Source organism: Croceibacterium salegens, from assembly GCF_009827435.1.
In the GTDB taxonomy this organism is placed as follows: Bacteria; Pseudomonadota; Alphaproteobacteria; order Sphingomonadales; family Sphingomonadaceae; genus Croceibacterium_B; species Croceibacterium_B salegens.
Genome location: NZ_WTYM01000059.1, coordinates 102,909 through 115,200 on the forward strand (window position 1 = coordinate 102,909; position 12,292 = coordinate 115,200).

10 protein-coding genes are annotated in these 12,292 nt (G+C 64.9%); 5 read left to right on the forward strand and 5 right to left on the reverse strand.

Going from position 1 to position 12,292, the window contains the following annotated elements; translation table 11 throughout:
* Nucleotides 1-41: 41 nt before the first annotated feature.
* From GRI89_RS16650 to GRI89_RS16665, 4 genes are all read left to right on the forward strand, one after another.
* Nucleotides 42-344 (forward strand): DUF1244 domain-containing protein, encoded by a 303-nt coding sequence (locus GRI89_RS16650; protein ID WP_159798006.1) that lies wholly within the window; start codon nucleotides 42-44, stop codon nucleotides 342-344.
* A gap of 87 nt (nucleotides 345-431) precedes the next feature.
* Nucleotides 432-668, forward strand: a complete 237-nt coding sequence (locus GRI89_RS16655) for a DUF2312 domain-containing protein (protein WP_159798008.1) — start codon at nucleotides 432-434, stop codon at nucleotides 666-668.
* A gap of 127 nt (nucleotides 669-795) precedes the next feature.
* Nucleotides 796-1,113, forward strand: a complete 318-nt coding sequence (locus GRI89_RS16660) for a heavy metal-binding domain-containing protein (protein WP_159798207.1) — start codon at nucleotides 796-798, stop codon at nucleotides 1,111-1,113.
* A gap of 8 nt (nucleotides 1,114-1,121) precedes the next feature.
* The gene (locus tag GRI89_RS16665) at nucleotides 1,122-1,598 is read left to right on the forward strand and encodes an arsinothricin resistance N-acetyltransferase ArsN1 family B (RefSeq protein WP_328598329.1); all 477 of its coding nucleotides are present in this window, start codon (nucleotides 1,122-1,124) and stop codon (nucleotides 1,596-1,598) included.
* 357 nt (nucleotides 1,599-1,955) lie between these two features.
* Here the strand turns inward: GRI89_RS16665 and GRI89_RS16670 are convergent, their stop codons facing one another.
* From GRI89_RS16670 to GRI89_RS16685, 4 genes are all read right to left on the reverse strand, one after another.
* Complete coding sequence (locus tag GRI89_RS16670; protein WP_159798010.1) at nucleotides 1,956-5,153, reverse strand: autotransporter outer membrane beta-barrel domain-containing protein; 3,198 nt, start codon at nucleotides 5,151-5,153, stop codon at nucleotides 1,956-1,958.
* Nucleotides 5,154-5,229: 76 nt separating this feature from the next.
* A complete protein-coding gene (locus tag GRI89_RS16675; RefSeq protein WP_159798012.1) occupies nucleotides 5,230-7,611 on the reverse strand; it encodes a TonB-dependent receptor in 2,382 nt (793 codons plus the stop codon).
* 1 nt (nucleotide 7,612) lies between these two features.
* A complete protein-coding gene (locus tag GRI89_RS16680; protein WP_159798014.1) occupies nucleotides 7,613-8,533 on the reverse strand; it encodes a FecR family protein in 921 nt (306 codons plus the stop codon).
* A gap of 38 nt (nucleotides 8,534-8,571) precedes the next feature.
* Nucleotides 8,572-9,102 carry an RNA polymerase sigma factor gene (locus GRI89_RS16685; RefSeq protein ID WP_328598320.1) on the reverse strand — a complete coding sequence of 177 codons (531 nt, stop codon included), beginning with the start codon at nucleotides 9,100-9,102 and terminating at the stop codon, nucleotides 8,572-8,574.
* A 1,039-nt stretch (nucleotides 9,103-10,141) separates the two neighbouring features.
* On the opposite strand from GRI89_RS16685, the gene GRI89_RS16690 reads away from it, so the two are divergent.
* Nucleotides 10,142-11,404 carry a dicarboxylate/amino acid:cation symporter gene (locus GRI89_RS16690; RefSeq protein ID WP_159798016.1) on the forward strand — a complete coding sequence of 421 codons (1,263 nt, stop codon included), beginning with the start codon at nucleotides 10,142-10,144 and terminating at the stop codon, nucleotides 11,402-11,404.
* 151 nt (nucleotides 11,405-11,555) lie between these two features.
* Here the strand turns inward: GRI89_RS16690 and GRI89_RS16695 are convergent, their stop codons facing one another.
* Nucleotides 11,556-12,275, reverse strand: a complete 720-nt coding sequence (locus tag GRI89_RS16695) for a CPBP family glutamic-type intramembrane protease (protein WP_159798018.1) — start codon at nucleotides 12,273-12,275, stop codon at nucleotides 11,556-11,558.
* Between the last annotated feature and the right edge of the window lie 17 nt (nucleotides 12,276-12,292).

Genomic DNA, 12,292 nt, shown 5'->3' on the forward strand with positions numbered 1-12,292 from the left:
TGCCTATGTCAGAGCCGCGCGACAAGACAAGGAATAGTGAAATGACCGATCAAATCGACCAGCTCCCCGACGACGTCGCAGCCGCTGCGTTCCGCCGGCTGGTGCGCCACCTGCGCCATCGCCACGATGCCGAGAACATCGACCTGATGGGCCTCGCCGGGTTCTGCCGCAACTGCCTCGCCGACTGGATCCGCGATGCCGGCTACGAGGGCGACAAGGCCGCCGCGCGCGAAGTCATCCACGGCATGCCGGAGGAAGAGTGGAAGGCGAAGTTCCAAGGCGAGGCGACGCCGGAGCAGATGGCCCGGATGGCCGCGAGCGTGAAGCTCAACCAGGCAGACTAAGGAAAAGTTTTCCACCCGGTTCACCCGGCGCGGGCGCGCCGCTATCAGCGCGCTCAACCGATTCTCATTCACTCACCGGAGTACCTAATGGCCGACGCCACCGACGACCGCCTGCGCCTTCTGATCGAGCGCATCGAACGCCTCGAGGAAGAGAAGAAGGGCATCGCCGACGACATCCGCGACGTCTACGCCGAGGCCAAGGCGGTCGGATACGATCCCAAGATCATGCGCCAGATCGTCCGCTTGCGGAAGATGAAGCCCGACGATCGCAGCGAGATGGAAGCCATCCTCGACACCTATAAGGCGGCACTCGGTCTCGGCTGACGCCTGCGACCGTTGGCAAGGCGGCCTTGGGCCCCGGCTGATCCTGCGCTAGTCTCGGCGTGATTTTCGCAAGGACGGAGACACGCCAATGGCCAGCCGCACTCCTTGGGGACGCAACCCGACCGGTATGATCGTCACCACGACGAACGCCATCGAGGGGCACCCGGTGCGCGACTACTACGGCATCGTCACAGGCGAGGTCATCGTCGGCGCCAACATGGTCCGCGACCTGTTCGCCTCGATCACCGACCTGATCGGCGGGCGCTCGGGCCAGTACGAGGAAGTCCTCGGCCGCGCCCGCCACCAGGCCATCGACGAGATGTGCGCCCACGCCCGCGCCCTTGGCGGCAACGCGGTGATCGGCTGCGACATCGACTACGAGGTCGTCGGCCGCAACGGCTCGATGCTGATGGTCAGCGTCAGCGGCACGGCGGTGCTCGTCTGAGCGCGATAATCCGCCCGGCCGAGGCGCGCGATGCCGCGTCCTGCGCGGCAATCTACGCGCCGTTCGTGCGCGAGACCTGCATCAGTTTCGAACTCGAGCCGCCCGACGAAGCCGAAATGGCCCGGCGCATCGCCGACTATGGCGCGAGCCACGCCTGGCTTGTGGCGGAGGCGGACGGGCAGGTGGCCGGCTACGCCTACGGCTCGCCACACCGGACGCGGGCGGCCTATTCCAGCAGCTGCGACGTGGCGGTCTATGTCGATCCGGCCTACACGCGGCAGGGCATCGGTCGAGCGCTCTACGACAACCTGCTTGTCCGTCTATCGCAGCAATACCACGCCGCCTTCGCCGGCATCGCCCTGCCCAACGAGGCGAGCGTGGCGCTGCACGAGGCGGTCGGCTTCACCCACCTCGGCACTTACCGCGAAGTCGGCTGGAAGCTCGGCGCCTGGCGCGACGTTGGCTGGTGGCAGCGGCTGCTTTAGCGACATTCGTCCTAGAAGCCGCCATTCCGCTATCGACCCAATTGCGGTCGTTCGAGCAAGATTCGCAATTCACCCTGGTTCCGACCGTTCTACTTTGCGTTCATTTCGCCTAGAGCTTGCCCTTTTACGCCGTTGTCTTGCCAACGCATATGTTTCGCAATCGTCCAATCCAGGACGAGAAGAAGTGAAATGGGCAGATTGCTAAGTGATCGTGCGATGAAGCGGCCAAAGCCTCAGACCTCTGAATGTGGTGGCGCCGAAGCCTTGGGGGTGAGGCTTCGGCGCCGGTACTGGCTGGGACCGCAGGCCGGGTACGGGAAGGCCTATCATGTGATCCCACCAGCATTCGATGACCGGTCAGAGACGCATGCGCAGGGTTCCCCGAAGCGTGAAGGCGGTGTTGCCGCTGTTGTCTTCGACACCCATCTCACCGTTCAGTTCGAATTCGGACGTGCCGCCGCGGGCGCGCAGGCGGGCGTACCAGCCGCTGTCGCGCTGCTCGGGATCGAGCGTGAACGGGGTACCGCCGGTAAACTTGGCCGTTGTCGAACCTAGCGTACCACCGACCAGCTCGCGCCAGCCGCCCTCGGTCTCGATGCGGAACCAGTTCTCGTCGCGCCGCGAGTTTCCGGTGAAGTCGATGCCGAGCGCGAGCCCGCCATTGACCGCGAATTCGTCGCTCTTGCGGCCATCGACGATGAGGTTGAGGCCCCCGCCGTCCTTGTCGGTGTATCCGTCCTCGTCGAGCTTGAGGTAATCTGCGGTCACCGTCGGGCGGAAGAAGAAGTGGCGGGTGCCACCCTCGTACGATACGCCGCCGCTGGCGGTGACGATGTTGCCGCTCCACTTGCTGATGACGTTGCGCGTGACGTGCTGGGTGCCGATGTCGCCGCTGAAGGTGCGCCGGCCCCGGAAGTCGACGAAACCGTAGGACCCGCGCGCGAAGGCCGCGAAGCCGCCCCACTGGCCGCGCCAGTAGGCGGCCAGCTCGTAGTTGTTGGACAGCACGCGGTTCTGATCGCTGCCGTTGTCGTATTCGTTCCAGAACCAGTCGAGCGAGCCGCCGATGCTGCCGAACCCGGTATCGATCTCGGCCGAGGCGCCGAAACCGAACCCGTCGAGGTTGTAGGCCGCGGTCGCGCCCTGGTCCTTGTCGGTTGCCCAGCCAACTGCGGTGAAGAGGATATCGAGGCCGCCGAACGAATACTTCGGCCCTACCGGCTCAAAGGCCTGTGCGATGAAGGACCGGCTGCCGAGGCTCACACCCTCGAAAGCGCCGTCGGCATGGTCGGGCAACATCTGGCTCACAGAATTCCGGAATACTTTGCCGTCGGTGATGCCGAGGAAGATCTTTTCGATCTGGTCGTCGGCACCGATCGCCGCGAACACCGCGTTGTACGCCGTGCTCTGCGACTGGTTTAGGCCGAGTTCGGTCGTGGTCTTCTTGGCCACATCGATGGCCAGAGTGTCAGCCGGAGCATTTGTCGCCACCGTGGCCTTGAACATGAACGGGATCAGGTCGGTCGTGGTCTTGATCCCCGCCGCGCCTTGGAGCGTTCCGGCCTGGAGGATGGTGTAGCGGCCTACCGCATCGGTCAGGTCAGCAATGTGCAGCGACAGGGTGGCGTTCGCCGCAAAGCTGGCCGTGCCAGTGACGTCGTAGAACGTGCCTGCGCCGGCGGCCTTGTCGAGCGTGACGTCGAGGATGCCGGCCGAGCCCACGGTGAGCGACTTGAGCGTTACCGGGCCGGTCAGGCCGAGCGCCCCGCCGGTCACGTTCAGGGCAAGGCCGCCAGAATTGATCAGCTTGCCGCTCAGCTTCGAGCTTCCGGCCAGCGTCAGCAGGTCGTCGCCGCCTCCGAAGTCGATCGTCCCTGAATATGCCGAGGTTCCGGTCAGCGTCATCGTGTCGTTGCCAGCACCGAAGCCGACCTTGCCGGCCTGGACCGCATCGCCTGCGAGCGACAGGGTGTTGTTGCCGCCACCGAACAGGACGTTGCCGTTGAAGTTCCCGTCAAGGACTTCGAGCTTGTCGTTCCCCGAGCCGAAGCGGATGTCGCCGGTCATCGACGGGGCGGTGTGGCCGGTGCCGACCTCGGTCTGGCGAACCGTCGCGCCGCTCGTATTGGCCGACAGGTCGATCGCCACGAGGCGACCCGAGTCCGTCGCCGGGCCGACTGCAGTGATCGCGCCGCTGTTTTCGATGAGGACAAGGCCGCCGCTCTTGTCGAGAATGGCGGTCGCTGTGCCTGCGGTACCGGCGGTCGCCTTGATCGAGCCGCTGTTGCGCAGGGTCGGAAGGTTGGCGCCGGCGTCGATCTGCACCGCGGTCGTGTAGGCGGTGGCGCTGTTGCCGCCGCTCGCTTCGACCTTGCCCGAGACCTGCAGCACCGGGGTCGATGCACCTGCGCCGAGACGCAGGGCCGTGGCACTGGCCCCGATCGAGGTAGCCACGACCGTGCCGGAAATGCCGATGCCCTTGGCAATCGTCACCCCGCCGCCACGCCCACCGACCTGCAGGCCATTGGCCTCGACGCCGGAATAGAGTCCGAGACCGGCAATGCCGCCGTCGGCCTGCAGGCCGAATTGCGTCGCCGTTCCCGCAACCGGACCGATCGCGATGTCGCGGCCGCTGGCCCCGACGACCATCGCCGGGGCCGCGCCGTAGGTCGTGATCTGGGCCGAACCCTCCTTCGAATCCTCGATTCCGTCGCCATCGTCGTCGGTGCTGTTGGGATTGCTGTCGGTGGGTGGAATGGCGAGGACGATACCCCCCGCGACATCGCCTTCGATCATCAGTGCCGAGCCGCCCTGCAGCAAGTCGTCCGCGTCGAGCTTGGACGTGCTGGCGGGAACGGTCGTGTAACGATAGCCGGTCGAGACGATACCGCCCTGGACGACCAGTGCGCCGTCGATATCACCGGTAAACCTTGTGCCCACCGCGTCCTTGCCGGTCGCCTGCACCTGGCCGGCGAGGCGGACGTTGCCCGAAATCGCCCCGGCCTCAACGCCGACGCTGCGGTCGCCGAGCACGGTGGTCTTGCCGTCGTGCTTGAATTCGCCGGTCAGTGGCCCGCCGAGCAGGATACCGTGGGAATCGTTTCCTTCGATTGCGATGGTGCCGGAATTGACCACTTTGCCGGTGTGCGCCCCCTCGGTGCGGATACCGTAGCGATTAGAGCCGACGGCGAAGGGGCCGTCGAGGTCGCCGTCGTTGTCGCTGTCGGTCGCGGTGTAGGCCTCATCGACCGTAATCTTGCCTGAGTTGGTGATGTCGCCCGTCGTGCCTGCGACCGCAACGATGCCCGCGCCGCCGTTGGCTCCCGTCACAGTCAGGTCGCCCTGGACATTGACGCTGTGGTCGTCGTCCATGGTGATCGCCGTCCCGGCAGACAGCACCACCGAGCCGGCGGTGGCGACGGTGATCGAATCCGGCTGGCCCGCCTTGACCGTCGAGGTCTTGAGCGGGGCGGTTACCTTGGTGGAAATGGTCTCGGCCGCAGCGGGTGCCGCAATGGCGAGCACGGCGGTCGAAGCAAGCAGGTAGCGAAGCATGGAGGTCCTTCCCGTCGGTTATCGACGGACTGGACGGAGCCCCTTGCGCGCAGCCTTGGCGGCGGGCGAAATATTTTCAGAAAGCGGCGTCGAAGCCGAGGCGAATGGTGCGCGGACGCAGCGGCGTGACCTGGTCGCGGCCGATCGCGAACGGCGTACCGAGGGCGAAACGGTTACCCTGAACGTCGGCGATGTTGGTCACGCCAAACGTCACGCCAAACTCGGGCCGGCCGACCCGGACCGTCAAACCGCTGTCGAGGTAATCGCCCTGCAGTTCGCCCAGCTCGGGCCCGATGCCGAGACGCGACTTGCCGACGTAGTTGAGCCAGCCCTGCGCGGTCAGGGCGAGGTCGCCAGAGAGTTGCCGCAGGTAATCGAAGCCGAGCCGTCCGGTGAAGGCGGCAATGTTCGGCACCTGGGTGACGCGGGCGGCGAAGGCCAGTTGCGGTTCGTCGACGTTGCTGTGGTTCCAGCTCACCCCGGCATCGAGCCGCAACCGCGAGTCCACTTCGAACCCGCCGTTGAGCGTGGCGGTCCAGACCTGCCCGTTGCCGATGTTGGCGGTGCTGGGAAAGCCGAACACATCGATGAAATCGGCCTGGATTTGGTTCCACCGGGTATAGGAAACGCTGGCTGCGACATCGAACGGGCCGCGACCCCGGCTACCGTGCCGGGCGCCGATTTCAAAGGTTGCGCTGTGGTCGTTGTCGAATCGACGCACCACCGGCCCCTCGACCGCCAGCCCACCGGGCCGGAAGCTCTCCTGGTAGCGTACATAAAGCTGCGTATCGGGCAAGACTTCGGCGAGCAGCGAAGCAGAAGGCAGGAAGGCGGTCTCGGTGCGCCCGGCAGTCACTCGAGCAAGTGCCGCCTCTAGCGACGGCAGGATGTCCTCGCCCCGACCATTGAGCTTCGAGCGGGTGTAGCGAGTTCCTCCGGTCAGGACCAGGCTGTCGAGCAGGCGCAGGCTGCCCTCGCCGTAGACCGTCAGCTCGTCGATCCCGTTGCGAACGCCCGTGACCGTGGTCGCGATCGAGGTCTGCCGGTCTTCGAGCTGCCGCGTCAGGCGCATCCGGTTGCGGGTGTAGCTCGCGCCGACCACCCAGCCGACACTGTCGCCGAGCGGCTGCCACAGCCGGGTCTCGTTGGCGAACATCTCGGTGTCGTTCGACTGGATGAACAGCCGCGGCGGATCGCCCGGCGCCGTCGCGTCATAGCGCTCGAGCAGGTCCTGCGAGGTGTAGCCGGTCGAGGAACGGAAGCGGAGCGGCCCGATTTCGCCCGTGACGACGAACTGGCCTTGCGCGTAGTCGCTTTGCGAGCCCTCGGCGACGCTTGCCTGCCGGGTAAGCGGAGGTCCGCGGCGGTCGGCGTACTGGCTGTCGGCGCTGTCGGTCGACTGCGCGAGGCCGATGAGATCGACCTGCCAGCTCGGTGCCAGCTCGACGCGAACCATCGCCCTGCCGCCAACGAGGTCGGTGCGATTGACGTTGTCGCGGCCGAGCAGGGGTTTGTCGATGTACCCACCCTGGCTTGCGGCATCCACGGTGACGCGAAGCGCGGCGAGGTCGCCGACGATCGGCAGGTTGAAAGTTGCGGTGCCGTCGACGCTGGCAGCGCCGTGCTGGGTGTAGCCGACACCAACCTGTCCGAATGCGGCGGTGAAGCCTGCATCGGGCGTGTTGGGCACTAGCCGGATGATACCGCCCAGCGAACCCGCGCCGTAAAGCGTGCCCTGCGGCCCTTCGAGAACCTCGACCCGGTCGAGATCGGACAGGCGCAGATCGGGATCCGGCGCGTTGTAGCTTAGGCGCAGGTCGCTGAAGTACTGCCCAACCGTCGCCTGTGTCGGACCGGTGAAACTCGAATCGGCGATGCCGCGAATGAACAGCTTGTTGCGGCCGCTGCCGAGATGGGTCGAGGAGACCGTCGCCAGCCTCTGGGTGATCTTCTCGGTCCCGCCCGTTCCCCCCAGTTCGAGCGCCTTGCCATCGAGCATCGAGACCTGTCCCGGAAAGTCGCCAAGCGAAAGGTCGCGCTTGCTCGCCTCGACGATGATCGGCGTACCCTCGACCTCGGCGACTTCCCCAGGCGCGGGAGTGGGCGTCGCGTGGGCCGCTCTCGGCGGCGGAGTTGCGCCCGGCGCGCTCCGGCGTGATTGGGGAGCCGGAACCAGCCGCCAGCCGTAACTCCCTGCTGCAACCGCACGGGCATCGGCAAGGCGGGCAAGCCTGCGCACCGCTTCGCCGGCGTCCATCGTCCCGCGAATGGCGTTGACACTGCGATTGGCGACATCGGGATCGGTAATGACTATGCTCGTGCCGGTCTGCTTGGCGATGGCGATGGCGGAATCCGCCGCACGCCCGGCAGGGACGTCGACGCGCACGCTTTCGGCATGGGCCGTACTGGCGACCAGGGCGGCGCCGGCCGCGAGCGCGACGTAGAGCGACCGGATCATGTCAGTTTGCGCCGAGTATCCAGGTATCGCCGTCGCGCCGCATCGGCACGCCAAGCAAGGCCCCTGCGGCGCGTGGATCCTCGCGCACACTGTCCAGCATGATGCTGCCGGCAATGCGAGTTTCGCTGCCGGGAGCGGCGCGGAACGGAATTCCGGTCAGCTGCTCAAGCTGCGTGGCGGCATCGGCAAGGCTTGTGCCGTCGAAGGTAAGGCGCCCTTCGCGCCATTCGCCGACTTGCGCGGGCGCTACCTTTACTTGTTCATAGGTATCCGAGCCGCGCGCGCTTCGCAGCAGGTCGCCGGGCGCGAGGCGAACCTTTTGTCGGTCGGGATTAAACACCACGGCGCCTTCCGCGACTGCGACCGCAAGACTGGCCTTGTCGAGCCTAACATCGAACACGGTTCCGACATCGAGCAACGTATCGTCCCCCGCGATGACCCGGAAGGGATGGTCCCCGTCGTGCCTGACTGTAAATAGCGCACGACCGCTCTCGAGCCGGACGAGACGCGGATCGTTCCGATCGAGCTCGACCCGCGAGCCTCCGGCGAGGTCGATCCGCCCGCCGTCCGCCAGGGCGATCATGCGCGTCTCTCCCGGCGCGGTCTCTTCGTAGTACGTGCTGCCCGATGGCCATGCAAAGATGGCCAACACAGCGACCAGCGACGCCGCCAGCGCACCGCCGAACCAGCGCCGGGTCCGCACGGCCGGACGCAGCGCGTCGTCGTTGGAAGCCTGCGGTCTTGCGGCGCGCAGCCCATCGGCCGCGTCGGCTACCGAGGCCGCGACCTGGTCATAGGCCGCGGCGTGACCGGGCGACTGCTCCAGCCAGGCCACGAACTCTTCCCAGTCGGCGAACGCGGGGTCGCCCGTGCGCACGGCCCAGGCAACGGCTTCATCGCGGATCAGGTCGTCACGCTGCATCGTGCAGTCCTCCTGGCGACCAGACGGAGTCGATCTGTTTACGCCTCATCGTGGCGCTCTTTCAGATCGGCCAGGGCGCGATATGCAGTCCTCAAATCGCTCTCCACGGTGCTTAAGCTGATGCCGAACTCGGCGGCGACCTGTCGCTGCGGGACTCCGTCGATTCGGTGGCGACGGAACACTTCGGCGATGCGCGGGGGTTCGAGCCGCGCGAGCAGCTCTTCCACCAGCCTGACGAAGTCACGCGCCGCAATGCTGCGATCGGCGGACGGCGCATCGGAAATCCCGGCCTCTGGCCCGCCGCTGAGCTCAGTCCACGCCTTGTCGCGCCGAAGTGCCTGCCGCTGCGAGCGGAAGCGGTCGATCATCAGGGTGTCGGCTACGCGGTAAAGATAGGGCAATGGCGACGCGATTGGGCCTGTCTGGCTGGTCGAAATCTTCAGCCAGACTTCCTGCAGGAGGTCTTCGGCCGCATCGCCGGCGCCACGCGCGGCGAGGAAGCGCACGAGGCGCTCGCGATGCTCGAAGAACGCGCCTTCGAGCCCCGTGCGTGGCTGCATCTTCGGCATTCGGGCTGACATTCGTTCGACCGCGCAATGGTTCGCGCAAGTAGAAGCTTCCGCGCCCGATGGGAAGAGAAAGCGCAAACCTCATAATGAAGCAATTCAACCTCTTTACGAGCCTGAGTTCACTGTACTTTGGTATGAACTCACTGTATGATCTTTCGGGCTGGTTTGCTCGAAAAGAGACAGTCCGCCAACGACTCAAGACCACATCTCATTTCACAACACCGACCGGACGCTTTCCACCAACCTCGTGACCTCGCTGTCGGGTCCGGGGGCAGCCTGCTGCAGACCAGCCGCTAACGACCCAAATTGCAGTTGTTGGCGTGACCTCTTTAATCATACGGCGCTTGTATAATTACGACACGCGAACCAATCGGCGACATTGCTGATATGAAATGTATTATGCTTGTCGCTTTCGCTTTCTTCGTGATGTTAGGCGCGGACTTCTTGTGCATCCTCACCCACGACCCGGAGCTTTCTCACAATGCGGGCTGGTCGGCTCTTCAAGGCTTTGAGTAGGACCATCGGCAAGAGCCGTTTGTCTCTTCCGAGATTAAGCGAATCCGCGACAAGACATTTGCAGTTCTTTCGATTCGCGGAGTTGGCGAGACAAAAGACGCGTCAACCTACCCGCCTCAAGTCTCGCTAGGAAAGGCTTGGGTCTTGCTCAACCAGCATGGGGCGGACCAGTCCGTGTTGATCTTGCCCAGGTTCGGTTCTTATCGCGAGATCCGCGAAACCGTTGGCCGACTCCCCAACGCAGTTCCAGACGTGGATTCCTACGTGCTCAAATATTTTTCGGTCATTTCCACCTGATTAAGCCAAGGTCCGCTATCCACCCAGTTCATTACCTCGTCACCGAGCTAAGGAGCGACCACAAGCGGACCGGCTGGTAACGACCCAATTGCGGACATTCAATAGTTCCCTGATCGCATCCTAATCTCGGCCAGTAGATTGGACCGCTTGCTTGTGCTGCATTTCTGGAGCAAGCGCCGGAAATATAAGGCGGGGTGTCGTGGGTATGTTCCAACGCGTGACGAAGTTGCCGCTCGCCGCCAGGATCTTGGTCGGGCTTGTGATTGGAGCGGGGATCGGTCTCGCGCTGCCTGAACCCGGCGTCGATCCGCGGATCGATCAGGCAGTCGCGACCGTCGGGCTTGGCGGCGGGCTGTGGTTGCAGGCCCTGCAGATGACCATTTTGCCACTCGTCTTCTCGCTGATTGCAACGCTGTTCGTCCGATCGCAAGGTCTGGCGGGTGGCGGTCGGACGACGCGCCGCGCGATGGCCACGATCATGGGTCTCTACTTCGTCGGCGTGGTCGCTGCGGTGATCGGGACGATCGTCCTGCTCGAGTTCTTTCCTGTTTCTGAGGCGATCGCGCAGGCGATGCGGGCAATGACGGGCGAGGAAATCGCCGGGGCGCCCTTGCCGTGGGCCGATGCCATCTTGTCGATCATTCCGACCAACATAGTCGCCGCGATGGGAGGCGATACACTTCTTCCTGTCCTGTTCTTCACGATGCTGTTCAGCGCGGCGCTATCGCGGCTGGAAGACGGCGAGCCGCGCCGCGTGATCGTGGCGGGGCTGACCGCGATTTCCGAGACGATGTTCATAATCGTCGACTGGGTTCTACAACTCGCGCCGATCGGCGTCGCGCTACTCATCCTGCCGACCACTTTCCATTTCGGAGCCACGATTTTCAACGGGCTGGCGCATTTCGTCGCGTTGAAGACTGCGATCGTGTTCGTCGTCGGCGCGGCTCTTTATCTGGTGACCGCAGTGTTCGGTCGCGTCCCGGTCGGCCGTTTCTCGCGGACCATGCTGCCGGTGCAAGCTGTGGCCTTCGGCACCCAGAGCAGCACCGGATGCATGCCATTGACGCTCAAGGCGTGCCGCCACATGGGGATCAGCGACGAAGCGGCAGACAGCACCGTGCCGCTGGCGGCGATCCTGTTTCGCATCTGCGCGCCGGGCGCGACCCTAATGCTGGCCGCCTATGCAGCGCAGGTCTACGGGCTGCCGATGGGCCTAGGGCTGATGATTACAATAGCCCTTCTGGCCGTCTTGCTCGAAATGAGCGTGGTCGGCATGCCCGGCGCTGCAGTGTTGGTGGCGACGGTGGCCCCTATCGTCGCGCTGGTCGGGTTTCCACTCGCCTTCCTCGGGGTCGTTATTGTGGTAGAGATGTTTTCCGATGTTTTTGGGACGATGGTCAACGCGACCGGGCATGCGGCGGCCTCGAACATCGTCGATCGCAGACGCTATCGCGATCCGCCTGATACCGAGGCCGCCGTCCAATCGTGAACGGCAAGTCACAAGCGTGCATGGCAATCCTAGTATAGCCGCATGAAATCAGACCAAATGGCTGCTTTCCACCCAATTGCCGCCGAGAATTCGACTGGGGCAGCCTCCTGAAAGCGGCCGCTCTCGTGCGGTAGGTCAAGATATCCGGTCTCTAGCCGCCGCCGAACAGCACCAGCGAGATGAACAGCGTGTTGTGCGCCGCGTGCATCAGCATGCTCGACCACAGGCCGAAGCGCGTGCGGGCGTAGCCGAGGATCAGGCCGAGAAGCAGTTGCGGCAGGGTCAGAGGCAGCAGGATCAGCGCGTTGCCGCTGGTGAAGTTGGTCAGGTGCACGCTGCCGAAGGCGAGCGCGCTGCCCCAGTAGAACCAGCGGAAGTGGCGCTGGAAGAAGCCCATGGCGTCGCTGCGCCGTTTCCACCAGATCGCCGCGATGGCCAGCACGAAGGCGATAACCGGAGCCGCCAGTGCTGCGACCTCCCGTCCGCCGCCGGAAAGGACGGTGAAGGCAATCCCTCCGCCCAACAGCAACAGCACTGCGAGGACATGGCCGGGACGACCCGACAGCCAGCCGCGGAACACCGTCTCCTCGGCAATCGGTGCGCCGAGCACGATGAGCGCAATGATGGGCGGCGACATCTCAAGGCCGGTCAGCAGGTGGCCGGGGAATTTCGCCCCCAACGCCTCGGCCAGCGCGGCAAGTCCGATCAGCGTCGCCATCAGCAGCAGGTCGAGCACGAACAGCTTGCCGAGCACGGCGAAAGCGGCCCCGGAAATGCCGCTGGCGCGCGGCGGAAGGTCGGGCCTGCAGACGAATCCGCCGAAGCGTCGCCACACGCCGGCCCGCTCTAGGCTTGTCGCTTGACCGGTCATGCGGCTAATGGCCCCCT